The organism is Streptomyces sp. CS113, from assembly GCF_002188365.1.
In the GTDB taxonomy this organism is placed as follows: domain Bacteria; phylum Actinomycetota; class Actinomycetes; order Streptomycetales; family Streptomycetaceae; genus Streptomyces; species Streptomyces tendae.
The window spans coordinates 3,149,367-3,172,426 of sequence record NZ_KZ195574.1; the positions used below are offsets into that span (position 1 = coordinate 3,149,367).

The 23,060-nt window shown below is 74.6% G+C and carries 20 protein-coding genes; 6 read left to right on the forward strand and 14 right to left on the reverse strand.

Annotated elements, in window-relative coordinates; translation table 11 throughout:
• Positions 1-192 precede the first annotated feature (192 nt).
• From B9W62_RS13540 to B9W62_RS13575, 8 genes are all read right to left on the reverse strand, one after another.
• Positions 193-2,850 carry a SpoIIE family protein phosphatase gene (locus tag B9W62_RS13540; RefSeq protein ID WP_087807421.1) on the reverse strand — a complete coding sequence of 886 codons (2,658 nt, stop codon included), beginning with the start codon at positions 2,848-2,850 and terminating at the stop codon, positions 193-195.
• 300 nt (positions 2,851-3,150) lie between these two features.
• The gene (locus tag B9W62_RS13545) at positions 3,151-3,591 is read right to left on the reverse strand and encodes an ATP-binding protein (protein ID WP_087807422.1); all 441 of its coding nucleotides are present in this window, start codon (positions 3,589-3,591) and stop codon (positions 3,151-3,153) included.
• Positions 3,592-3,648: 57 nt separating this feature from the next.
• Complete coding sequence (locus B9W62_RS13550) at positions 3,649-4,062, reverse strand: (deoxy)nucleoside triphosphate pyrophosphohydrolase (RefSeq protein WP_087807423.1); 414 nt, start codon at positions 4,060-4,062, stop codon at positions 3,649-3,651.
• A 128-nt stretch (positions 4,063-4,190) separates the two neighbouring features.
• Positions 4,191-4,382, reverse strand: coding sequence for an SPOR domain-containing protein (locus B9W62_RS13555; protein ID WP_087807424.1), 192 nt, complete (start codon positions 4,380-4,382; stop codon positions 4,191-4,193).
• A 405-nt stretch (positions 4,383-4,787) separates the two neighbouring features.
• Positions 4,788-5,540, reverse strand: coding sequence for a GntR family transcriptional regulator (locus B9W62_RS13560; protein WP_087807425.1), 753 nt, complete (start codon positions 5,538-5,540; stop codon positions 4,788-4,790).
• Positions 5,541-5,687: 147 nt separating this feature from the next.
• A complete protein-coding gene (locus tag B9W62_RS13565) occupies positions 5,688-6,821 on the reverse strand; it encodes a DUF4190 domain-containing protein (RefSeq protein ID WP_087807426.1) in 1,134 nt (377 codons plus the stop codon).
• 166 nt (positions 6,822-6,987) lie between these two features.
• Positions 6,988-7,329, reverse strand: coding sequence for a YrdB family protein (locus B9W62_RS13570; RefSeq protein WP_256976322.1), 342 nt, complete (start codon positions 7,327-7,329; stop codon positions 6,988-6,990).
• 130 nt (positions 7,330-7,459) lie between these two features.
• Entirely contained in the window at positions 7,460-8,290 is an 831-nt protein-coding gene (locus B9W62_RS13575) for an oxidoreductase (RefSeq protein WP_087807428.1), read from the reverse strand.
• Between the two features lie 93 nt (positions 8,291-8,383).
• Between B9W62_RS13575 and B9W62_RS13580 the strand changes: the two genes are divergently transcribed.
• Entirely contained in the window at positions 8,384-9,313 is a 930-nt protein-coding gene (locus B9W62_RS13580; protein WP_087807429.1) for a LysR family transcriptional regulator, read from the forward strand.
• Positions 9,314-9,443: 130 nt separating this feature from the next.
• On the opposite strand, the gene B9W62_RS13585 is transcribed toward B9W62_RS13580, so the two are convergent.
• Positions 9,444-10,016 (reverse strand): helix-turn-helix domain-containing protein, encoded by a 573-nt coding sequence (locus B9W62_RS13585; protein ID WP_087807430.1) that lies wholly within the window; start codon positions 10,014-10,016, stop codon positions 9,444-9,446.
• Between the two features lie 176 nt (positions 10,017-10,192).
• On the opposite strand from B9W62_RS13585, the gene B9W62_RS13590 reads away from it, so the two are divergent.
• A complete protein-coding gene (locus tag B9W62_RS13590) occupies positions 10,193-10,819 on the forward strand; it encodes a class I SAM-dependent methyltransferase (RefSeq protein ID WP_087807431.1) in 627 nt (208 codons plus the stop codon).
• A gap of 124 nt (positions 10,820-10,943) precedes the next feature.
• Positions 10,944-11,441 carry a DinB family protein gene (locus tag B9W62_RS13595; RefSeq protein ID WP_087807432.1) on the forward strand — a complete coding sequence of 166 codons (498 nt, stop codon included), beginning with the start codon at positions 10,944-10,946 and terminating at the stop codon, positions 11,439-11,441.
• A 33-nt stretch (positions 11,442-11,474) separates the two neighbouring features.
• Here the strand turns inward: B9W62_RS13595 and B9W62_RS13600 are convergent, their stop codons facing one another.
• Positions 11,475-12,824: a hypothetical protein gene (locus B9W62_RS13600; protein ID WP_373433683.1), complete on the reverse strand. Its 1,350-nt coding sequence runs from the start codon at positions 12,822-12,824 to the stop codon at positions 11,475-11,477.
• The gene (locus B9W62_RS13605; RefSeq protein ID WP_087807433.1) at positions 12,821-14,059 is read right to left on the reverse strand and encodes a ThiF family adenylyltransferase; all 1,239 of its coding nucleotides are present in this window, start codon (positions 14,057-14,059) and stop codon (positions 12,821-12,823) included. The genes B9W62_RS13600 and B9W62_RS13605 overlap by 4 nt, the downstream gene beginning before the upstream one ends.
• Positions 14,060-14,344: 285 nt before the next feature.
• Here B9W62_RS13605 and B9W62_RS13610 point away from each other — a divergent pair, with 285 nt between their 5' ends.
• Positions 14,345-15,649 (forward strand): M14 family zinc carboxypeptidase, encoded by a 1,305-nt coding sequence (locus tag B9W62_RS13610; protein WP_087807434.1) that lies wholly within the window; start codon positions 14,345-14,347, stop codon positions 15,647-15,649.
• Positions 15,650-15,784: 135 nt separating this feature from the next.
• Here B9W62_RS13610 and B9W62_RS13615 read toward each other — a convergent pair whose 3' ends face one another.
• Positions 15,785-16,741 (reverse strand): NAD(P)-dependent alcohol dehydrogenase, encoded by a 957-nt coding sequence (locus tag B9W62_RS13615; RefSeq protein WP_087807435.1) that lies wholly within the window; start codon positions 16,739-16,741, stop codon positions 15,785-15,787.
• Positions 16,742-16,895: 154 nt separating this feature from the next.
• Here B9W62_RS13615 and B9W62_RS13620 point away from each other — a divergent pair, with 154 nt between their 5' ends.
• Positions 16,896-17,504 (forward strand): TetR/AcrR family transcriptional regulator, encoded by a 609-nt coding sequence (locus tag B9W62_RS13620; protein ID WP_087807436.1) that lies wholly within the window; start codon positions 16,896-16,898, stop codon positions 17,502-17,504.
• A 7-nt stretch (positions 17,505-17,511) separates the two neighbouring features.
• Here B9W62_RS13620 and B9W62_RS13625 read toward each other — a convergent pair whose 3' ends face one another.
• Both B9W62_RS13625 and B9W62_RS13630 read right to left on the reverse strand, forming a co-directional pair.
• Positions 17,512-19,002 carry a carboxylesterase/lipase family protein gene (locus tag B9W62_RS13625; RefSeq protein ID WP_087807437.1) on the reverse strand — a complete coding sequence of 497 codons (1,491 nt, stop codon included), beginning with the start codon at positions 19,000-19,002 and terminating at the stop codon, positions 17,512-17,514.
• Positions 19,003-19,016: 14 nt separating this feature from the next.
• The gene (locus B9W62_RS13630; protein WP_087807438.1) at positions 19,017-19,937 is read right to left on the reverse strand and encodes an MBL fold metallo-hydrolase; all 921 of its coding nucleotides are present in this window, start codon (positions 19,935-19,937) and stop codon (positions 19,017-19,019) included.
• Positions 19,938-20,256: 319 nt separating this feature from the next.
• Here B9W62_RS13630 and B9W62_RS13635 point away from each other — a divergent pair, with 319 nt between their 5' ends.
• Positions 20,257-23,058 carry an ATP-binding protein gene (locus B9W62_RS13635; RefSeq protein ID WP_256976323.1) on the forward strand — a complete coding sequence of 934 codons (2,802 nt, stop codon included), beginning with the start codon at positions 20,257-20,259 and terminating at the stop codon, positions 23,056-23,058.
• The last annotated feature ends 2 nt before the right edge of the window (positions 23,059-23,060 follow it).

The following is a 23,060-nucleotide window of genomic DNA, read 5'->3' on the forward strand; positions in this document are numbered from 1 at the left end:
GCATACGCTGCGAGCGTGGTGCCAGCGGGGACGACTCGAACCGGTCTTCCGGTTGCGGTCGGGGGTGCGTGGCGATGATCTCCGGCGATCTGGTGCCGCCCCTGGTCGCGGCCGGGGCGGCGCTGCTGCTGGCCGGGTACGGGCATGTGCGCCGCACCCGGCGGGCCCGCACCCGGACGACTCCGGGCCGGGTCAGAACAGGCTCAGCAGGGCCTCCGCCGGGTCGGTGAGCTGGGTGTCGGCACCCGGCAGGGGCAGCTCGAACCAGACCGTCTTGCCGCGTGGCGTACGCCGTGAGCCCCAGGCCGCGCTGAGCAGGCCGACCAGTTGCAGCCCGCGGCCGCCCTCGTCGGTGTCGCGGGCGCGGCGCCGGCGCGGCTGGACCAGGCCGGAGTCCCAGACCTCGCAGACCAGGGTGCGGTCGAGCAGCAGGCGGAGCCTGATCTCGCCCTCGCCGTACCTGAGCGCGTTGGTGACCAGCTCGCTGACGAGCAGTTCCGTGGTGTCGACCAGCGGCTCCATGTCCCAGGCGAGCAGCTGGGCGCGGGCGTACTCGCGGGCCCGGCCGACGCTGCGCGGCTCGCGCGGCAGGGTCCAGTCGCCGACGCTCTCGCTGGGCAGGCCCTGGACGCGGGCCATGAGCAGCGCGATGTCGTCCTCGCCGTGGTGGCTGTCGAGGGTGTTGAGGACCTGGTCGCAGACGTCCTCCAGGGGCTGGGCGGGGTCGGTGAGGGCGCCCACGAAGGCCTGGAGGCCCTCGTCGAGGGGGTGGTCGCGGCTCTCGACAAGGCCGTCGGTGTAGAGGGCGAGCAGGGCACCCTCGGGCAGTTCGACCTCCACCTCCTCGAAGGGCTCCCCGCCGACGCCCAGCGGCAGGCCGGGCGGCACGTCCAGCATCAGCGCGGTCTCGCCGGGCTCGAGCAGGACGGGCGGCAGGTGGCCCGCGTTGGCGAAGGTGCAGCGCCTGGTCACCGAGTCGTAGACGGCGTACACGCAGGTCGCCAGGTAGACCTCGGACAGGTCGGCCTCGCGGGGGCGGCGGGCCGCCCGGGTGGCCTGCTGGACCCCTCCGGGCGCGCCGAGGCCGCGGGCGATCTCGTCCAGCTGGGAGAGCACCTCGGCCGGTTCGAGGTCGAGCTGGGCCAGGGTGCGTACGGCGGTGCGCAGTTCGCCCATGGCGACGGCGGCGCGCAGACCGCGGCCCATGACGTCGCCGACGACGAGCGCGGTGCGGTGACCGGGGAGTTCGATGACGTCGAACCAGTCGCCGCCGACCTCGCTGGCCCGGCCGGTGGCCGCCTCGCCGGGCAGGTAGCGGCAGGCGATGTCGAGACCGGAGGCCTCCGGGTCCCCGGGCGGGAGCAGGGAGCGTTGCAGGATCAGCGCGCGTTCGTGCTCGCGCCGGTAGAGCCGGGCGTTGTCGATGCAGACGGCGGCGCGCGCCGCCAGTTCCACGGCGAGGTCGCGGTCGCGGTCGCCGAACGGCTCGCTGCCCTTGGTACGGGCGAACTGGACGAGTCCGACGACCGTGTCGTGGGCGACCATCGGCACGGCGAGCGTGGACTGCACGAGGCCCCCGTCCTCGGCGGGGACGGAGCGCGGCCGGGCGGTGCGCAGGGCGTCGGCACAGGGCGAGTTGAACGGGTAGTGGTGGACGGCACCGAGCTTGACCCGCTCGCCGGTGCCGAGGAACGGGGCGTCGGAGACGGCGCTGGAGAAGGCGACGCGGCGCAGTTCCGCGCTGCCGTCGGCGAGTCCGGGCGGGGTCTCGTCGCCGACCAGCAAGCCCTGGTAGAGGTCGACGGTGGCCAGGTCGCAGAAGCCGGGGACGACGACGTCGAGGAGTTCGCGGGCGGTGGTCTCCAGGTCGAGGGAGTTACCGATGCGGGCGCCGGCCTCGTTGAGGAGGGCGAGGTTGCGCCGGGCGTTGGCGGCCTCGCGGGCGGCCTGGCGGCGGGCGGTGATGTCGGTGCCGAGCCAGGCGACGCCGATGGGCCGGCCGGAACCGCTGTGCACGCGGTAGAGGTTGACGGACCAGTGGCGGCGTTCCTCCGAGCTCGGCACGAAGCCCGTGACGTGCATGTCCGTGATGGAGTCGCCGGTCTCCAGGACCCGGCGCAGGGTCGCCGAGACCCGGTCGGCCTCGGCGCGCGGCAGGTAGTCGTGGACGCCCTTGCCGCGGTGGTCGTCGGGGGTGCCGCCGAAGATGGAGGCGAACCGCTGGTTGGCGCGGCGCACCCGCAGGTCGGGGTCGATCAGCAGGAAGCCGAACGGAGACTGGCCGAATATGGCCTGCGACGCGGCCAGATCGGTCTCGATGCTGCGCAGGACGCGGACGTCGACGACGATGCAGACGGCGGCCTTCTCCCCGTCCTCGGTGCGCGTCGGCATGACGTACACCTCGGCCAGCCCGCGCCGTCCGCGCCGCTCTCCCGGCTGCCGGCCGGTCTCCTGCCCGCCGGTCTCCTGTCGGTTGGTCTCCTGTCGGCCGGTTCCTTCGTCCTCGTCCGGGGTCCGGAAGGGGACCACGCCGGTCCACTCCCGCCCGTCGAGGATCTCGGTCATCTTGCGCTGGCCGCGCTCGCGCAGGTCGGGATCGATGAAGGCCTCGATGGGATCGGTGCCCACCGCGTCCTCGGCCCGGATGCCGAGCAGTTGCTCCGCACGCAGGCTCCACTGGTCGACGAGCCCGTCGGGGCCGATGGAGAAGGAGGCGACCTTGATGTAGTCGTAGATGGAGCCGGGCGGGCTGCTCTGCCACACCGCGTCACCGAGTGGCGCGTCTGCCGACGGGCCCTCGGACTCCGTGGACTCCGTGGGCTCCTTGGCCCTCGCTGGTATCTCGCTCACGCGAACCGTCCCCTCCAGCTCACCGCATCCGGCACCGGTCACCGGAGGCGGCTGCCCGCAGTATCCAGCACTACGGCGCCGCACGACACGGTGTTCACGATCACAGCACGGTCCCGATGGTTTTCGGTCCGGACCGCGACAACACTTCCAGTCTTCTAACCAGCGGACACGGCATCGAATCACGCAGTTCCACAACTGCCACTGGCCTGAACCGGTTGACGGCCGGGGCCAGGGACGATGTCGGGACATTACGGACGTTCGACCGGCGCGACGGCGACGGTGCGTCACGGGACTGTCGCGCTAGCGCGGCAGGGCGAGTTCGAACCACACGGTCTTCCCCGCCTCACCGGGGCGGGTCCCCCAGCGGCGCGCGGCGGACGCCACCAATTGCAGACCCCGGCCGTCCTCGTCGTCGGGGCGGGCGACGCGCTCGCGGGGCGGGTCGGGCAGCGGGTCGGAGACCTCCACCCGCAGAACCCCGGCAGCCCCGGCGGCTCCGGCGGGGTCGCACACCAGGCGGACACCGATGGGGCCGGTGGCGTGCCGCAGCGCGTTGGTGACCAGCTCGCTCACCAGCAGGGCGGCGATGTCCCCGATGCTGTCGAGCCGCCACTCGCCCAGCGTGCGGCGGACCAGGGAGCGGGCGGTGCGCACGGCGTCCGGCGCCGCGGGGAAGACCCACTCGGCACAGTCGCCCTCGCCGTCACTCACGCCGATCACTTCCCCGGCCGACGACCCCACCCTGTCCGTTTTCATGGGGTTAATGGGCACATACCCTTTATCCGGGCGCGGTACCGCTCACCGGGGCCCGACCTCGCGCCCGAGGTGGGCGAGCACCCGCTCGACGGCCGGTACGTCCTGGTCGAGCCAGGGCACGTCCCAGACCTGGCCGGGGGTCAGCCAGCGCAGTTCGTCGTGGTCCTCAAGGGGTTCGGGGGCGGCGGAGCCGGGGCGCAGGCGGGCGGTCCACACCTGGAGGACGAACGGCGCCCTCAGGGGCCACTGCCCCGGGACGCGCTCACCGGGCTCGGCCGCCACCCCGAGTTCCTCGCGCAGTTCGCGCACGAGTGCCGCCTCGGGCGTCTCGCCCGGCTCGACCTTGCCGCCGGGCAGCTCCCACCGTCCGGCCAGTTCGGCGGGTGCGCTGCGGCGCGCGGCGAGCAGGCGCCCGCCGTCGACGAGGGCGGCGCCCACCACGATCCGTTCCGTCATGCGCCGGAGCCTACGGCCTGCCCGGCCCGCCGCCGTGGGTCGGTCCGCGGCAGGTCGGTCCACGGTGGGTCGGTCCGGGGTCGGCCGGACCAGGGTCGGCCGGTCCGCGGTGATCGGTCCACGGTGGGTCAGTCCGTCGTGGCCGTTCCGGCCGTGCCGAGCTTCTCGACCCAGTAGAGCTGCTTGTGCCCGCGACCGTCGAGGGTGTCCGCGATCTGCTGGGCCTCCGCCCGGGTCGCGTACCTGCCCACGCGGTAGCGATTGCCGTTGTCGTCCTGCCGGAAGACCAGCCAGGGAAGAGTGACCGTGCTGTCGTTCATCGCGCCCCTCCGCTTCCCGTTCCCGCCGCCCGCGGCACCCGCCGCGCCCCGCCCGCCAAGGAAACCGCAATCCGCATATGCCCGAGCCTACGCCCAACCTTCACGGAGCGAATACGGCTTTACACAAAGAGGTACGCAACCAGCCAGAACGCAGGGGGCGCACGATGCGGAACGCGCCGTCTGCGCACCCCGACACCTCCGGTCGCGGGCATGACGGGACCGGGCGAGGCGACCTGGGGAAACGGCCGGATCGCGGCGCCGGCGCGTGCGGCGCCGCGGGCCCGTGAGGCCGTGCGGGGGCCGGGCTGGAGCGCGGGAGGCGCACGACAGGCGTGCGCCATCTCACACCGGCTCAGGTCGCGGCCGGGCGGTTGAACTCCCCCGGCCGTGGCGCTGGTTGACGGACTACCGGACCGGCAGGTGGTACGCCACCCGGTAACGGTCGGCCGGGACGACCACGTCGGCGGTCTCCACCGCGCGCCCGGAGGCGTAGAACGTGCGGTGGACGACCAGCACCACATGCCCCGGTACGCCGCCCAGGGCGAGCAACTCCTCGGCGAGGCCGGGACGGGCGCCGACCTCCTCGGTGACGTTGTCCACGACGACGTCGATGGCGGCCATGCGCTCGACGACGCCCATGCCGCCGAGCGGCCCCTCCTCGGGCAGCATCACCGGGGTGCGGCCGGTCAGGTCCAGGGGCTCCCACGAGGTGGAGAGCATCACGGCCTCACCGGCCTCCCGGAAGACGTACCGCGTGCACATCACCCGGTCGCCGGGCTTGATCCCCAGCCGCTCGGCGACGGCCCCGCTCGCCTCGGCCTGCTCGCTGCGCGACTCCCAGGTGCCGCGCCCGTCGCCGTCGGCCTGCTCCTGGCGGAAGGGCGTGGCGCCGCCCGCCGGCCGGTACCCGGAGCGGGCGACGCGGCGCGGGACGGGCCGCTCGCGCACATAGGTGCCGGAACCGGAGCGGCCCTCGACCAGCCCCTCGGCCATCAGCACCTTGCGGGCCTCCAGCGCGACGGTGTCCGAGACGCCGTACTCCTCGCGGATCCGCGCCTGGGACGGGAGGCGGGTATGGGGCGGCAGCAGGCCGTCGGCGATCTTCTTGCGGAGATCACCCGCGACACGCAGATACGCCGGCTGCTCACCGAATGTCACTGGCCGCTCCCATCAGGTTGTACAGACAGCAACAGCGTGGCAACCGTAGGTTGGCTCAGGCAAGCAAAGGCCAAAGAATCACTCGATGTGATGACTTGTGCGGCCCGAGGGCTTTACGCAGGCACTTTCTCCCCACTGAGGCCGCTCTCACACCTCCACGCCGGGGTCGTCTCCCCCGCCGTCGCTCCCGCCCTCGTAGTCCGGCTGCGTGGTGGCAAGGCCCAGAGCCTTGCGGGCGGTGACCGTGCTGTCGGCCACGACGAGGTCGTAGCCCTTGCTGTAGTGCTCGAAGTACGCGTCGAGACCGGTGGCCTTCGCCGCCAGGCCCCACTCCCGCTGTGCCGACCGCAGGTCCTCGGTCAACTCGGCGACCGGACGCCGGGCACCGGCGGGCCAGTCGTGCCCGTCCAGCATCGCGATCTCCTCCCTGAGCGCCTCCGAGACCTGCCCCGCCCAGACCCGGTAGCCCGAGAGATCCTCCTCGACGGCCTCCGCCGCGGGCACCTCGTCCATGGCCCGGTTCAGGTGGCCCTCCGCGAGGAGGTACGTGTGCTGGTCCGGGTCGAGCCGCGCGCCGTCGTTGCGCAGCGAGCCGGTCAGCGTGTCCCGCTCGTCCGTGTTCCCGAACAGGCAGGTGATCTCGCGGTCACCGGTCCGCCAGCTCGCGGAGGTCGGGGTCAGGTAGTACACGTCGACGTCGGCCGGCAGCGCCCAGCGGTCCATCGCGTAGGCGTCCTGGAGGGCGTAGCACCGGTCGTCGGCGGCGCGCGTGATCTCCGTGTCGCCCGGGTAGGACCCGTCCGGCAGGTCGAAGGCGGCGAACACCTCGCCGTCGTGCTCCTGTGTGCAGGGCACCTCGTCGACGTCGTACGTCACCCCCTGGAGGGAGCCTCCCGGGGTGGTGAAGCACTGGCCCTTCTCCAGGGAGTAGGCGGTGCCCTCGCCGCGCGCGGCGTCCCGGAAGCCGTCCCAGAAGTCGGCGGCGGCGCCGGTGGCGAGCGTCAGCGTCCACAGGGCCAGCCCCACGGAGGACAGCACGCACCCGGCCACCGCGAACCCCTTGCCCCGCTCGCCGCGCTTGCGGATCCGGGCCAGCGCGATCAGGCCGAGCACGAGCCCGACCGCCGGCACGAAGCACAGCACGCCGAGCACGAACGCGGCGATGGCGAGCCCGTTCACGGGAGCCTGCCGGGGGTACGGCGCGAGCGGGTGGCCCCACTGCGGAGCGTACGGGCCCTGGGGGTACTGCCCCTGGGGTCCCGGCGGTGGCGGTATCGACACGGGAACCGTGCTCCTGTTCGAGAGGCTGGTGCGGCGACGGGTGCGGCCTCGCGCATCGTAAGGGGGCGCGCACAGGGAGCGCTGCGCGGGGCGCGCCGCGCGAGGAGCGGGCGCGCGGGGCGCGGGGCGCGGGGCGCGGGTGCGCCGGGAACGGGTGCGCCGGGCGTCACTGCCTCCACAGCCGTCTGAGCGCCGCGTTGACCAGGAAGACGCCGGCGAAGACCGCTGCCCAGCGCGGTCTGCCGGAGGCGGCCAGGGCGGCGCCACCGGCGCCGAACCACAGCACTTCCAGGACGATCCGTCCGCCTCCGCGCGCCGGGTACCGGGCGCGCGGCGATCCGAACAGCGCCCACACCGTCATCATCACGACCGGCGCGCCCACGCCGAGGGCCACCTCGACCGGCCGGGCGTCGCCGACGGCGACCCCCCAGAGCACGACCGCGGCGTACACCGCGAGTTCCAGCAGGAACATCACCAGCAGGTTGAGGGCCTTCAAGGACGCGAGCACGAGGGACTCCTGGTTCGGCACGGATCGGTCGGCACGGATCGGTCGGCACGGACACGGTCGGGCGGGGAGTCCGGGCACCGGCCTCCCCGCCGTGTACCGAACCATGCCGGGGATTCCGTCGCGCCGGGGCTCAGTCGTCGAACGCGGTGGCCCGGGTCTGCTTCTCCCAGGCCTCGACCTCCTCGCGTACCCGGCCGAGGTGGCCGAGGACCGCGCTGACGCCGTCGTCCCCCAGCGGCAGGTGCAACGGGGTGTGCTCGGCCGCGAGGGCCGCGCGGATGACCGCCGCCGCCTTGGCGGGGTCGCCGGGCTGGCTGCCGTCGCCCGCGGCGATCATCCCGCGGGTCTCGCCGACCTTGGGGTACGCGCCGCCGTCCGCGCTGATCCCGGCGTTCCCGGCCTCGAACAGACCCGTGCGGAAGGAACCCGGCTCGACGATCAGCACTTTGATCCCGAAGTCCCGGACCTCGTCCGCGAGCCCCTCGGACATGCCCTCCAGGGCGAACTTGGTGCCGCTGTACGCCGAGAAGCCCGCGAAGGACATCTGCCCGCCCATGCTGCTCATCTGCACGATCGCTCCCGAGCGGCGCTCCCGCATGGACGGCAGCACCGCGCGCGTCAGCGCGGCCGGTCCGAAGACGTGCACGTCGAAGAGCGCGCGCAGCTCGTCCTCGCCGGTCTCCTCCAGGGCGCCCACGTGCGTGCGGCCCGCGTTGTTGACGAGCACGTCGATCCGTCCGTGCCGCGCCAGCACGTCCCGTACGGCGTCCCCGGCGGCGGCCGTGTCGGCGACGTCCAGGCGCAGCGCCTCCATCTGGTCCGGGTGCGCGGCCACGAGGTCGTCGAGCGCCTCGGGACGCCGTGCCGCGCCGACCACGACGTCGCCGTCGGCCAGGGCCGCCTCGGCGATCGCCCGCCCGAAGCCGCTGCTCGCACCGGTGATCAGCCACACCTTGTTCATTCCGACTCCCTGGTCCCCTCGGTTCCCCTGCTCCGACGCCAACCACCCTGGGCCACACGGCGGTTGCCGGTCCAAGACCCGCGGTGATAACCCATGGGCATGACGACGGACGTCCACGTGCGGGAGCTGCGCTACTTCGCGGCGGTGGCCGAGGAGCTGCACTTCACGCGGGCGGCCGAGCGCCTGTACGTGTCGCAGCCCGCGTTGAGCAAGCAGATCCGGGCGCTGGAGCGGCAGTTGGGCGCCGAGCTGTTCCGCCGTGACCGCCAGGGTGTGACCCTCACCGAGGCGGGCACGGCTCTGCTGCCGCACGCCCGGCGCGTGCTGGCCGACTGGACCGAGGGCGCGGCGGCGGTGGAGGCGGCGCGTGCGGCTCGGCGCGGCACCCTCGTCGTCGGCATGAGCACCAGCCCCGGTCGCGGCGGTCTGCTGCCGGCGATCCGCTCCCGCTTCACGGCGGCCCACCCGGAGGCGGTCCTGCGGCTGCGGCAGGTGACCTGGGAGGACCCGACCGCGGGCCTGGCCGACGGCACCGCCGACGTCGCGTACGTGTGGCTGCCGCTGCCCGACGCCGACCGCTACGCCTGGACGGTGGTCGCCGAGGAGCCCCGCCTGGTCGCCCTGCCCGACACCCACCCCCTCGCCGCCCGCGAGGAACTCGACTTCGCGGACCTGGCCGACGAGCCGTTCCTCGCCCTGCCCCCGGAGGCGGGCGTGCTGCGCGACTTCTGGCTGGCGCTGGACGAACGGCGCGCACTGGGCGGACCGGACGCCCGGCCGCCGCGCGTCGGCGCCGAGATCTCCGGCACGGAGGAGACGTACGAGGCCCTGGTCGCGGGTCTCGGCATCTGCTTCGTGGCCACGGGCAACGCCCCGCTGATCACTCTGGGCGGCGTCGTCACCCGCCCGGTCCGCGGCGTGGCCCCCAGCCGCTACGCTCTGGCCCGGCGCCGCGAGGACGAGGGGCGGCCGCTGGTGCGCGGGTACGTGGAGGCGTGCCGCCGGGTGGCGGGCCGGGCTTGACCGCCCCTCAGGACGGCCGCGCGGACCGTTCGTCGGGGGCCTCTCGAAGCCGTGTCCCACGGGACGGCCGTCTCCCGCTCAGCTCGTCCCCTCGCGCACGGCGTCCCCTCCCGGCCCGGTCCAACGGCCCTCAGCCGCTGCGCACATGGGCCCGCACGCCCTGAAGACCGAACAGCACGAGCAGTTCCACCGCGCCGCCGTCGGCGCTGCCCAGCCAGTGCGGAAGGGAGGTGTCGAACTCGGCCGCCTCGCCGGGCGACAGCGTCAGGTCGCGCTCGCCGACCAGCAACCGCAGACGGCCGCCGAGCACGTACAGCCACTCGAAGCCCTCGTGGGTCTGCGGGGTCGGTTCGAGCGGCGCGGGACGGCTCGGGATGATCATCTTGAACGCCTGGGTGCCGCCCGGCCGCCGGGACAACGGCACGAAGACCATGCCGTAGCGCTTGATCGGCTTCAGGTGGATACGGGGGTCGCCCGTGCGCGGGGCGCCGACGAGGTCGTCCAGCGGGACGTCGTAGATCCGGGCGAGCGGCAGCAGCAGTTCCAGGGTGGCGCGGCGCTGCCCGCTCTCCAGCCGGGACAGCGTGCTCTCCGACACGCCGGTCGCCGCCGAGAGGTGGGCGAGGGTGATGCCCCGCTCGCGGCGCAGCGCGCGCAGGCGTGGGCCCACCGCGTCGAGTACGTCGTCCGTTCCGGCGTCCATCGGGCCACCTTGTCATAACGGCAAGTTTTCGTGCCGGATCGGGCGGTCGCTGCCGAGACTGGCCACGTCAGTCCGTCGCTCGCGCCCGACCGGGCCGGCCGAAGGCCGGGGAACAACCGGCCGAAGGCCGCACAACAGCCGACGGGGCCAAGCGAAAGCCGACCGAAGGAGTTCCGATGAGTGCCACCGACGCGGTCACGTTCTGGGACGGCGTGTACGCCGCCCGTCCGGCGCCCGACGCGCCGCGCCCCAACGTCCGCCTGGTCGAGACGGTCACCGGCCTGCCGCCCGGCGACGCGCTGGACCTGGGGTGCGGCAGCGGCGGCGACGCGCTGTGGCTGGCCCGGCGGGGCTGGCGGGTCACGGCCGTGGACATCTCCGGCGTGGCGGCCGAGCGGCTCGCCGGGCACGCACGTGCGCACGCCCTCGGCGACCTGGTCGACGCCGTACGGCACGACCTGCGCGCGTCCTTTCCCGAGGGCCGGTTCGACCTGGTCTGCGCCCACTACCTGCACACCCCTTTCGACCTGGACCGCGCGTCGGTCCTGCGTACGGCCGCGCACGCGCTGCGTCCGGGCGGGCGGCTGCTGGTCGTCGACCACGGTTCGACCGCGCCGTGGTCGTGGGACCAGGACCCCGACGCGCGGTTCCCGTCCCCGGAGGAGGTCGCCGCGGACCTCGCCCTGGACCCGGGGACGTGGCGGGTCGAGCGGGCCGACGCCCCGCGCCGGACCGCGACCGGCCCGGGCGGGCGCACCGCCGAGGTCGTCGACCACGTGCTGCTCGTCCGCCGCGCGGGCTGACGGGCCGTACGCCGCGGCTCCGCCGGCGCCGCACAGGGCACGCCCTACGCCCCAACGCCAAACGCCCCACGTCGCACGCCACGCCAAACGCCTCACGCCTCACGCCTCAAGGAGGCCGGTCACCATGTCGACCACCCCCCGCACCCACCGACGGGACACCCCGCCGCCCCGGACCGGCGGCAGCGAGGCCGAGACCCTGCGCGGGTTCCTCGACTATCTGCGGACCTCGATCGCAGGCAAGGTCGAGGGCGCCCCGGAACCACGGGTCCGCACGGCCGCCGTGCCGTCGGGCACCAACCTGCTCGGGCTGCTCCACCACCTGACCCACGTCGAGCGCGCCCTCTTCCTCGGGGAAGAGGTGCGGAGCTGGCCGGCCACCTTCCGGGCCGCTCCCGAGGACGGCGTGGCCGAGGTCCTCGCCCGCTACCGCGCAGCCGTCGAACGGGCGAACCGCGTGCTCGACGCCTGCGCCGACCTCGGCGCACCACTCCCCCGGGCCCGTCCCGGCCGCCCCGCGCCCAGCGTCCGCTGGGCCCTGACGCACATGATCGAGGAGACCGGCCGACACGCCGGCCACGCGGATATCCTGCGCGAACTGATCGACGGTACGACGGGGCGCTGACGGGGCCCGTACGGTCGAAGGGGCCGGGAGCCGTCAGGTCGCGCCCGCGGACCGGCGTGAGCGGCGGTTGCGCCACCAGGTCACCAGCCAGAGGACGTTGACCCCGCCCAGGACCACCAGCACCGTCACCGCGTCGGCGTTCCCGGCGAGGCCGTGGCCCGGCCCCAGGCCGCGCACCGCGCGGACCAGGAGGGCGAGGTCGACGGGCAGCGTGACCGCGGCCATGAACGCCAGGCAGGCGGCCGTGCCGACCACCAGGACGACGCTGTAGACGCGCACGGCACGGCGCTCGTGCGCGGGCAACCGGGCACTGGGGTCGTCGTCCCGGCCCCCCGCACGCACCCCGCGGCGTACGCTCCGCACGGCCCGCACCGATCGGCGGGCCCGGTAGCGGGCGTACGCTAGACCGTCGCCGTACAGGTCGCGGCAGCCGGTGAGGTCCTGGAGGACGAAGTACAGGTCCGTGCGGGTGAAGACCATGCACTGGAAGGGCAGGGGCAGCAGGGCCAGCAGCAGGGCCGCGGCCAGCAGTCGGTGGGCGGTCGTGCCGGTCTCCGTCAGGGCGAGGGTCAGGACCAGGGACGAGGCGACGGACAGATTGAGGGCGATTCCGGCCAGATAGGCCGTCAGCCGGTGCCTGCGGGGAGCGAGTTCGATGCCGCTGATGTCGGTCTGCATGACGAGGAACTGGAGCCGGGTGCCCAGCCGCATCTTCCCCGGCACGCCCGCCGCACGGGCGGTGACCAGGTGTGCCAGTTCATGGGCCAGCAGCAGCGTCCACCCGGCCGCCGCCCCGCTCAGCAGCACCACGCTGCCGTGGCGGCTCCACAGCAGGTCGCGGTAGCCCGGCAGCAGATCGGGGCGGCGCACCAGGACGACGACGGCGGCCACCAGCAGCGCCCCGACGAGCAGCGGGAGCACCGGGTGCAGGGCGAGGCGGACGTGGCGGGGGCGCAGCCACGGCAGGGACGCCCGCGGCGGTTCGGCATCCGGCACGGGGTGGTCGCCGATCCGGGCCACGAACCCCAGCGCGGCCAGGTCCCCGACGAAGTCCGCGATGTCGAACTCCTCCCCGGTCTCCGCGCGCAGCGACTCCTCCGTGCGCCGCACGCTCAGCCCCGCGCCCAGGAGTTCCACCGCACGCGCCCCGGCCGCGGGCAGGGCGACGAAGGTCCGGGTGGTCATGCGGCCCACGATCCACTCGTCCCGGTCCCGTCGTACGGCCAGGTCGTGCAGGAGGACACGGGTCGTCGGCGCGATCGGGGGCGGGCCGTCGGCGTCGGTGCCCACGGCGGCGGCGTCGGCGGCGGCGTCGGCCTCGCTGGCGGTGTCGGAGGTGTCGGCCTCGGAGGTGTCGGCCGCGGGGCCGGCGGTGTCGGTCACGACGGACCCCGGTCGCCCGAGCCGGGACGCGCGGCCGGGGCCGGATCGGGCTCCACCGGGCGGCAGGCCGGGCAGTCGGGGCGTCGCGGTGAGCGTTGCAGGACCGGGTCGCCCGGCACCATGAGGTTGAGGCCGAACCGGCAGCCGGGTTCCACGGGCGGGACGCCGCACAGCAGCATCAGGGCGGCGTGGGCCAGCAGCCCGCCGGACAGGCCCGCGGTCACGGCGTTGGCCGGATTCCACGGCATCCGGGGCGAGGCCACGTCCTCGTCCTGTCCCGGGGCGAGCCGCAGGTCGCGCCGCTCGATCTCGGCGTCGCGCAGGCACTGCCAGCACGCGCCCCGGCCGGGCGTGAAGACCCCCACGCTGACCAGCGGCCCGCGGTAGCCCGCCTCCGCCCACGGCGTCCCCGAGGCCAGGCAGACCTGGTTGGCCCACCTGCGGATCGTGGCGGGCCGGTCGGCGGCGAGCAGCAGCGCGTCGTAGCCCGGGGAGCCGTCGGGGCCATCGGCACCATCGGCATCGCCGGAACCATTGGCACCGCCGGCACCGGTCAGCAGGTCTTCGAGGTCCGCCGGGCCGCGCACCTCGCGCCGCTCGCCGGTGACCTCGGCGTCCGCGTTGAGCGCGCGCAGCCCGGCGAGCACCGCGTCGATCTTGGGTCTGCCCAGGTCCCGTTCGCCGAAGAGAGTCTGCCGGTTGAGGTTGGACAGTTCGACCACGTCCGGTTCGACGCAGTGCAGCCGCCCCACCCCCGAAGCCACCAGGTCGCGAGCGGCGGCCGAGCCGGTGCCCCCGGCGCCGACCAGCAGGACCCGGGCCCGGCGGAGCAGCACCTGCGGCTCCCAGGCACTGCTCCTGGGCCGCAGGTCCATCCAGCGCAGCAGGGTCATGCCCCTGCTGTGACGCTCGCGGTCCCGCTCGGACAGTTCCGGAGGCGGCGGCGCACCGGCGTCCTCGACGTACCCGGCGTCGGTCAGGTCCGCCATCGCCTGGACGATGTCAGGGGCGGGCAGCCGCAGTTCCGGGTGGCGCCCGGACACCTCGGCGACGACGTCAGCGGCCTCCCGCGTCCCGTCCATGGCCCGGACCAGCGTCCAGACCCAGCCGTCGGGGTCCTTGACCTCGGCACCGATGCCGTGGACGACGCTGCCGATCCGCACGTGACCGTCCACGGTCCGGTAGGCGCGGTGCTCCGGCTTGATCCGGGGCCGCCGCATCGCGTGCACCGTCATTTTCGCGCCAACCTCGCATTTCCCAACCGCACGGTCGACAAGGGACGTTGACAACAGTGACGGGGTGGGCGAACGCTGGCAAGGGCACAGAGTGCCCCGCACACCCACAGGCACCGCGTGTGCCAGAGGCACGACGGGCACCACGGGTGCCCCGGGCACGGCGGGCATCGCAGGCACCATCGGAAGGAGACGGCATGGCGAACAAGATCGAGATCCGTCCGCTGGACAAGAAGGAAACCACCGGCGACAGCGGTGGCAACGGCGGCGCCTGACCGGACGCGCCCGATGCACCGCTACCTCACGGTCGCGGAAGTCACCGAGTCGGCGCGGCGGCTGGTCTCCCGGTTCCCCGGGTCCTGCCGCCTGCGCCGGATCGGCACGTCCCGGGCCGGCCGGCCGATCCTGATGCTGTCCGTGGGCCACGGGCCTCGGCACGTCCTGGTGGTGGCCCGGCCGCACTCGGACGAGCCGGTGGGCGGCGCGACCGCGCTGGCCTTGGCGGAGCGCGTGGCCGACGGCGACCGCCGGTCCACGGCGACCGACCCCGACACCGTCACCTGGGACATCGTCCTGTGCCTCGACCCGGACGGCGCGGCCCTGAGCGAGGGCCTGGAGGCGGCGACGGCCGGTCCCGGACACACCCTGGACCGCTACTACCGCACCGCCTTCCGCCCCGTCGCGGCGGAGCAGCCGGAGTGGGCGCCCATCGAGGGGTGGCGGCTCCCGGAGAGCCGTGCGCTGTTCGACGCGATCGACGAGCTGCGGCCCGTCCTCCAGTGCTCGCTGCACAGCGTCGACGCCGGTGGCACGTGGGTCCAGCTGACCCGTGGCCTTCCCGGCCTCGCGGCGCCCTTCCGCGCGTCCGCCACCTCGGTCGGCGTCCCGGTCCAGCACGGCACGTACGACGCCCTGTACTGGGAGAACCCGGCCCCCGGCATCCACGTCCTGCCTCCGCCGGACAGCACCGCCCGGCTGGCGGCCGGGTCCGAGAACATCGGCCTGTCCACCTGGTGCGCGCCCCGGAGGTACGGCGGTGTCACGGCGATCGTCGAGGTCCCCCTGTGGGCGACCGGTACGGCCGACGACCTGTCCCCGCACCCCGACCCGGCCGGTGCCCTGCGCGAGCTGTCGGGGCTGGTGCGGGAGGGCGGACGGCAGGTGACCGCCGTCTTCGAGAAGGCCCGGGGCTTCCTGCCGCCGGCCGGGGACAGCCCGCCCAGACGCGTACTCGAGTGGATGGCCGACGGCCTGTACGACCTGGTGGCCGCATCCTGGGAGCCCCTGCTCCGACAGCCGGACGAGGATCCCCGCACGACGACCTCACCCCGGCTGACGACGGCCGGGATCAGCGCCCTCGAGGTGGTCGCGCGCCGCCAGCCGCTGCGCGCCGCGGGGCTCCTGCTGCGGCTCCTCCGGGAGGCCGACGACCCGGCCGCCGCCGGACTCCGCCACGAACTGGACGAACTCTTCACCACCTGGTGCACGGAGTTCGAGCAGTCCCTGCGACTGCGCTGGGTGCCCGTGGCCGACCAGGTGGCACTCCAGACCGGCACGGTGGTGGCGGCGGCGGAGTGCGCGCTGAGACGCTGACACGCCGTCCCACAGACCGGCTGGCCCACTCGCCCACTCGCCCGCTGGCCCAGTCGCCCGTTGCCCCGCTGACGCGCCGGCGCGGTCCTGGACCGGCGGCGCGGGTCATCGCGCCGGCGTGCCGGTCCGGCCGGTTCAGGGAAGCCGCATGTCGATGACGTACTTGCCGCGGACACCGCCGGATTCGAGCCGACGGTGGACCGCCGCGATGTCCCCCACGGGGAAGACCGTGTCGACGACCGGCCGGATCGTTCCCGCCTCGACGGCCCGGGTGAGGTCGGCGATGCGGTCGGCCGACGGGTTGTTGCTGAACATCTTGACGCGCCGGGGAGCGGCGGCCGCCCGCAGGGCGATGCCGAGCATCGAGGAGACGACGCGGTCCGAGTCGAAGGAGAGGGCGACCAGACGCCCTCCGCGGGCCAGCCGCGCCTGGTAGGCCCCCAGGTCGGTGCCGACGACGTCCACGATCACGTCGAAGCGGTCGAGGTCGCCGGGCCGGGTCGTGCGGTAGTCCACGGCCTCGTCCGCACCGAGCCGGGTGATCCAGTCGAGGTTGCGGGCGCCGGCGAGGGCGGTCACGTGCGCACCGAGCGCTTTGCCCAGTTGTACGGCGATGCTGCCGACGCCGCCGGTGGCGCCACGGACCAGGAGCCTCTCGCCCGGCTGGAGTCGCGCCTTGCCGATCAGGGCCGTCATCGCCGTGGTGCCCACCACCGGCAGGGCGGCGGCCTCGACCGGGCTCAGGTTCTCCGGAGCGCGGGCGAGCCGTTGTTCGGGCACGGCGACGTGGTCGGCGATGGCGCCGAAGGTGAGGTGCGGCATGAGGCCCCACACCGCGTCGCCGACGGCCCAGGCGCGTACGCCACTGCCGACGGCCGCGACCCGGCCGGCGAAGTCGCTGCCCAGGCCGCGCGGGAAGCGGGCGCGGGTCACCCGGCGCATCCTGCCCGCGCGGAAGGCGGTCTCGCCGGCGTCCACGCTCGCGGCGTGCACGTCGACGAGGACTTCTCCGGGTCCCGGCCGGGGCGCGGGGATGTCGTCGACACGCAGAACGTCGGGCGGGCCAAATCGGTCGAACTGTACGGCGCGCATGCCTTCGTCTCCTGTGTCGTGGACAAAAACGGGGTGCCCCTCCGTTTCTCTGAATATGGGGGCACCCCCCACTTGTTGTCAAACGGTGGAGTCCGACGGCGGTGCGAGAATGGGGTGGCACCCCGTTTTGCCGGGGAGGAAGGAGACCACGAGCGTGACCAGGGAGAACCCGGGCCCGCCCAAACGCGCGGACGCCCGCCGCAACTACGACCGGATCCTGGAGGCCGCCGCGGCCGAAGTCGCCCGGCGCGGAGCCGACGCCTCCCTGGAGGAGATCGCCCGGCGGGCCGGCGTCGGCTCCGCCACGCTGCACCGCCACTTCCCGTCCCGCTGGGACCTGCTCCAGGCCGTCTTCCAGGAGCGCGTGGCACAGCTCTGCGGCGAGGCCCGGTCCCTGGCGGGCGAGCACCCGCCCGCGACCGCCCTGACGACCTGGCTGACGTCCCTGGCGGTCTTCGGCGCCGTGACGCGCGGCGCCGCCCGTGCCCTGCTGCGGGCAACGGGCACGACCGCGTCGACCGCGTCGACCGCGCCGGATTCGCACTGCGAGCAGCTGCTGATGGACGCGGGCGGCGACCTCCTGGCCCGCGCCCAGCACGCCGGAACCGTCCGCGACGACGTCACCGTCGTCGAACTGGTCTCCCTCGCCAACGCGGTGTCCCTCGCGGCCGAGCACACCCCCGACGCCGCGCGGCACGCCACGCGGCTCATGGAGATCGCCGTCGAGGGCCTGGGCGTGTCGGGACACCGCGCCCCCGAGTGACCCCCGGTCAGCTCCAGACCCGCCGTTCCCGGCCGCGGGGGTCGTCGGCCTGGGTCCACTCGGCGTCGATGCACATGGTGGCCCGGCGGTCGGTGTCGTACGGGTCCCAGCCGGGGTCGCCGGTCCGGGCGAACCGGACCCAGGTGTCGTGGACGCGGCCGGCGAGGTCCGCGGGGGCCTCGTCGGGGCCGAGCAGGGCGTCCGGGCCGTGGAGTTCCGGCCGGTCCGCGAGGTCGAAGACGAAGGGCAGTTCGACCCCGTGGGTGGCACCCAGTTCGCCGTCCAGGGCATGGGAGCGCCAGGCGAACCGGTAGGCATACGTGGCGGAGCGCGGGTGGGCGGCATGGGCGTCGGCCAGCGCGCGGCTGCCCGCGCCGAACAGGGCGTCGGCCATGATGGCGGAGCGCAGTTCCGCGAAGGACGCCCCGGGGCGCGCCGCGCGGTAGGTCTCGACGAGCCGCTCGGGATCGGGGTGCGAGCGTGCGGCGGCCTCGTCGACGTCGGCGGCGGTCGAGGTGGCGTACGTGCCCACCGGGACCAGGTAGAGGTTGCCCTCCTCGGCGTTGGTGCCGACGAGCAGGTCGACGTCGGCGGCGAGACCGGCGGCGACGGACGCGGCGGGCTGGGTGTCCAGGACCAGGCTGAAGGGGCTGAGGCCGATCAGCGGGTCGCCGTGGGTCCCGGTCCGCAGGTCGATGCCCGTCAGCTGCCCGGCCGCCTCGACGAGCCGCTCGTCCGGGATCGCGCCGAAGGCGTCCACGTGCGGCTCGATGCCCAGGGCCCCGGCCGCGGCCCGGGTGACACGGGCGGCCTGCTCGGGCGTGAACGCGCCCCGGCCGCTGCCGCTCTGCACGATCGCCCGGCGGAACAGCCCGGCGGCCTCGGGGGTGGCGAGGACGCCGCCGACGATGGTCGCCCCGGCCGACTGGCCGAAGAGGGTGACGTTGCGCGGGTCGCCGCCGAAGGCGGAGACGTTCTCCCGCACCCAGCGCAGCGCGGCGACGACGTCGAGCAGACCGCGGTTGGCGGGCGCCCCGGGGACGTCGAGGAACCCGGCGATCCCGAGCCGGTAGTTGAGGGTGACGAGGACGACACCGTCACGGGCGAACGCGGAACCGTCGTACAGGGCGGCCCGCGTCGATCCGGCGACGAAACCGCCGCCGTGGACGAACACCATGACCGGCAGGGCGTCACCCCCGGCGGCGGGCGCGAAGACGTTGACGGTGAGGTAGTCCTCGCCGCGGCTCCAGCCGGGGCCGAAGTAGGGGGTCATGTCGATGTCCCCGAGCCTGCGCGCGGACTGCGGGGCGCTGGGTCCCGGCGCGGTGGCGTCCAGTACGCCGTCCCACGGCTCGTGCGGCCGTGGCGGGGCGAACCGGCCGGCGCCGCGGGGCGGGGCGGCGTAGGGGATGTTCAGGAAGGTGAGGGTGCCGTCCCGGCGCAGGCCGCGGACGGCGCCCTGCGCGGTGGTGACGACGGGCCCGGAATGCTGGTTCATCTCGCGTGTCTTTCTCAGGCCTGCTCGGTCTCGGTGTACTTGGCGAAGGGCGCCCAGCCCTTGATGGCGAACTTGCTCCCGGAACGGACGACTTCGGCGGCGCCGTGGCCGCCGAGGTGCGCGGGGAAGACGAGGGCGTTGCTGTCGACCGCCGCGCCCAGGAGCTTGTGGCGGGTGGCGCGGGCTTCGGCGGGGTCCTCGCAGAAACAGCTGTTGGCGTCGGGCTCGTGGATCTGGATCGGGCTGTGCATCAGGTCGCCGACGAACAGGGCCCGGTCGGAGCCGGACTCCAGCCGCAGCACCGACGAGCCCGGGGTGTGGCCGGGGGCGAGGTCGAGGCGCAGGTGGGAGTCGATGCGGTGGCTGCCCTCCCACAGCAGGGCGAGACCGGCCTCGTGCACGGGGGCGACGCTGTCCTCGAAGACGTTCTGGTTGCCGCGGCCCAGCAGGGTCTTGATCTCGTTGGCGGGGTTCCAGTAGTCGAAGTCCGCCTTGGCCATGAGGTAGGTGGCGTTGGGGAACGTCGGTACCCAGGTCCGGCCGTCGAGGTAGGTGTTCCAGCCGACGTGGTCGACGTGCAGGTGGGTGTTGATCACGATGTCGACGTCCTCGGGGCGCACCCCGGCGCGGGCGAGATTGCCCAGGAAGTCGGTGTCCAGGCGGCTCCACACCGGCGCGTACGGCCGGTCCTTGTGGTTGCCGACCCCGGTGTCGACCAGGATGGTCCTGCCCTCGCTGCGCAGGACCCAGGTCTGGATCGCGGTGTTGACGATGCGGGTCTCGGCGTCCAGGAAGTCCGGGACCAGCCAGGACCGGTGCGTGTCCCACGCCTGGGCCGGGCTGTCCGGGACGAACGCCTCGGGCGTCAGGTCGACGGGACCGTAGTACTCCCGGACCCGGGTCACGGTGACGTCGCCCAGGGTGATGGTGTCCATGGTGCGCTCCAGTTCGATCAGTTCTCCCGCAAGGGTGCGTCGGGGTGCCGGGCGGCGGTATGCGTCAGGTGACTGCACCTGGCTGCGGCGGGCTGCACCTGGCTGCGGCGGGCCGGCGTACTGGGCCGGCGGGCCGGCCCGGCCTGCGCCGTGCGGGTCCGGGGCTGGGCGGAACCGGGGCCGGCGGAACCGGGGCTGGGCGGAACCGGGGCGGGGTGGCCCCGCCGCCCCTGCCGCCCCCACCGCCCCCGCCGCCCCTGCGCCACGACCGCGGCGCCGTCCGGCTACTGTCGGAGAAGTGCCAGTTTCTGGAGCAGCTGTGGCGAACGGTGGAAGCGCTCGAGCGGGCCGGAGTCCGGCCGCGGACCCCGGCCCGACCGTGCTGGGCCGGGAAACCGAGACCGCGGACCTCATGCGGCGCGTCGCCGACGGCCGGTCCCGCAGCGCGGTGCTGGTCGTCGAGGGCGAACCGGGTGTCGGCAAGAGCGCCCTGCTCGACCTCGCCGTACGGCGGACGCGCGGTGCCGGCCACCGGGTGCTGCGAGCGGTCGGCAGCGAGTCCGAGCAGCATCTCGCCTTCGCCGGTCTGCACCAGCTGCTGCGCCCAGTACTCGGCGACCTGGACGCACTGCCCGCACGGCAGCGTTCCTCGCTCGGGGCCGCTCTGGGACTGGCCGACCCCGCCGCGCCCCCCGAGGCCCTGCTCGTCGGCCTGGCGGTGCTGACCCTGGTGTCGGACCTCGCGGAACCGGCGCCGCTGCTGGTGGTGGTCGACGACGCCCAGTGGATCGACCGCGCGTCACTGGACGTTCTCTCCTTCGTGGCGCGGCGCATGGACAGCGAGCCCGTGACGCTGCTGATGGGCGTGCGTGCCGCGGCCGTGCTGCCCGGGTTCGACAAGGGGTACGAGCGCCTGGTGATCGGTCCCCTGAGCGCGGATGCGGCGAACCGGCTGCTCGACGAGCAGCCGGGGCGTCCCACCGGCCGTACCCGGGCCCGGATCCTCCAGGAGGCGGCGGGCAACCCGCTGGCCCTGGTCGAGCTGGCCCGTGCCGCCGCGAGCGGACAGCCGGAGGGCGCCGGTCGGGAGGGCCCGCTGCCCGTCACCGACCGGCTGGAGGGGGTCTTCGCCCGGCACCTGCGGCACCTGCCCGACACCACCCGCCGCGCCCTGCTGCTGCTCGCCGCCACCGACGCGGCGGACGCCCCGGCGGCCGCACGGGGCCTGCCCGAGGCGGCCGACACGGTGTGGGCGCCCGCCGAACGGGCCGGTCTCGTACGACGGGACAGCCGCGGGGTCTCCTTCCGGCACCCGCTCGTCCGCTCGGCGGTCTACCACGCCGCACCCTTCGAGGAGCGCAGAAGCGCGCACCTGGCGCTCGCCGGGCTGCTGGGCGAGGAGCCCGACCGGCGTGCCTGGCACCTCGCCGCCGCGACCGTGCGCCCCGACGCGCAGGTGGCGGCGGCCCTCCTGGAAACCGCCGGCCGGGCCCGGCGCCGGGGCGGCCACGCGGCCGCTGCCGCCGCCTTGGAGCGCGCCGCGCACCTCAGCCCGCGCCGCGCGGACCAGGCGCGGCTGCTGGCCGACGCCGCGGGCGCGGCGGTCCTCACCGGCCAGCTCGGCTGGGTGGAACACCTGGCCGCCGAGGTCGGCAAGCGCACCGACGACCCGGCGCTGATCAGCCGGGCCGCGCTGGCGACGGGGCAGCTCATGACCGTGGGTGCGCACCACACGGCCGCCTTCGCCCTGCTGTCGCGCATTGCCGGGGAGGCGGCGGACGCCAGTTCGCCCCACCTGCTGGACGCGCTCGCCGCGGCGGCGGTGGTCCGCTACTACTCGGGCGAGGAGTCCCAGCGGCAGCGCATCGAGGCCCTGCTCTCCCAGGTGCCGGACTCCCCGGCGGGTGGTGCGCTGCGGGCCTGGACCCTGGCCGTCTCCGATCCCACCGGCGCGGGAGCGTCCCTGGCCCCGGCGCTGCCCCGGCTGATCGCCGCGGCCGGGGACGACGCCGGATCCCTGATGGCCCTCGCCGTGGTGGCCTGGATCCTCGACCGGACCACGCTGGCCGCCAGGACCTTCGACGAGGCGTTCGGCCGCTGGCAGGCCCTGGGACCGCTGCCGGCCGGTCTGGCCTGCGCGGCCGGCTGGACCTATCTGGAGCAGGGCCGCTGGGCCGAGGCCCGCTCGGTGGCCGCCGAGATCACGGAGGTGGCCTCGCAGGCCGGACTGGTCCACGCCGAGGCATGCGCACGAGCCCTCGACGCGACCGTGCTGGCGCTGCTCGGTGACCCGGCCGAGGCCCGCCGGAACGCCGAGCGGGCCCTGGCCCTCGTCGATCCCCTGGAGAGCCGCTCCGTCGCGGTCTTCGCCCGCCGCGCCCTGGGCCTCGCGGCGGTGGCCGAGGGGGACTACGACACCGCGTACGCGCAGTTCCGCGCCGCCTTCACCGAGGACGGCGACCCGGTCCACTACCACGTATCCCCCACCGTCCTGGCCGAACTCGCCGCGGCGGCCGTCCGCGGGGGGCGGCGCGAACCCGCCGCGGTCCTGCTGGAGCGATCGGCACGGCGCACGGGCACCAGCCCGTCGGTACGCGCCTCCTCCCTGGTCGAACGAGGCCGCGCCCTGCTCGCCGAACCGGAACACGCCGAACGGCACTTCCGGGCGGCGCTGGCGGACGAGGCGGGCGAGCAGTGGCCCTTCGAGCGGGCCCAGACCCGGCTGGACTACGGAGAGTGGCTGCGCCGCCGGCGTCGTATCGCGGAGGCCCGCCCGCTGCTGACCGGAGCCCTCGACACGTTCCGGCGGCTCGGCGCCCGCCCCTGGATCGAACGCGCGAAGGCGGAACTCCGGGCCGCCGGCATCGAGGCGGACAGCGCCGCCCCCGGCGCGCTCACCGAACTCACCCCGCAGCAACAACAGATCGTCCGGCTCGCCGCCCGCGGCCTGACGAACCGCGAGATCGGGGAGAAGCTGTTCCTCTCCCCCCGCACGGTCGGCTCCCACCTCTACCGCGCCTTCCCCAAGCTCGGCATCACCGCCCGCGCCCAACTCCGCGACACGGTCGACGACGCACTGGCGGACGCCGGATCAGCGCACTGGCGCGGGTTTCACCCGTAGTC

Coding starts and splice junctions, on each gene's coding strand:
- B9W62_RS13555 (WP_087807424.1), bottom strand. CDS start 4,382: ATGAACGACAGCACGGTCACTCTTCCCTGGCTGGTCTTCCGGCAGGAC.
- B9W62_RS13550 (WP_087807423.1), bottom strand. CDS start 4,062: ATGACGGAACGGATCGTGGTGGGCGCCGCCCTCGTCGACGGCGGGCGC.
- B9W62_RS13615 (WP_087807435.1), bottom strand. CDS start 16,741: ATGCGCGCCGTACAGTTCGACCGATTTGGCCCGCCCGACGTTCTGCGT.
- B9W62_RS13585 (WP_087807430.1), bottom strand. CDS start 10,016: ATGGACGCCGGAACGGACGACGTACTCGACGCGGTGGGCCCACGCCTG.
- B9W62_RS13595 (WP_087807432.1), top strand. CDS start 10,944: ATGTCGACCACCCCCCGCACCCACCGACGGGACACCCCGCCGCCCCGG.
- B9W62_RS13580 (WP_087807429.1), top strand. CDS start 8,384: ATGGGCATGACGACGGACGTCCACGTGCGGGAGCTGCGCTACTTCGCG.
- B9W62_RS13630 (WP_087807438.1), bottom strand. CDS start 19,937: ATGGACACCATCACCCTGGGCGACGTCACCGTGACCCGGGTCCGGGAG.
- B9W62_RS13575 (WP_087807428.1), bottom strand. CDS start 8,290: ATGAACAAGGTGTGGCTGATCACCGGTGCGAGCAGCGGCTTCGGGCGG.
- B9W62_RS13625 (WP_087807437.1), bottom strand. CDS start 19,002: ATGAACCAGCATTCCGGGCCCGTCGTCACCACCGCGCAGGGCGCCGTC.
- B9W62_RS13590 (WP_087807431.1), top strand. CDS start 10,193: ATGAGTGCCACCGACGCGGTCACGTTCTGGGACGGCGTGTACGCCGCC.
- B9W62_RS13605 (WP_087807433.1), bottom strand. CDS start 14,059: ATGACGGTGCACGCGATGCGGCGGCCCCGGATCAAGCCGGAGCACCGC.
- B9W62_RS13610 (WP_087807434.1), top strand. CDS start 14,345: ATGCACCGCTACCTCACGGTCGCGGAAGTCACCGAGTCGGCGCGGCGG.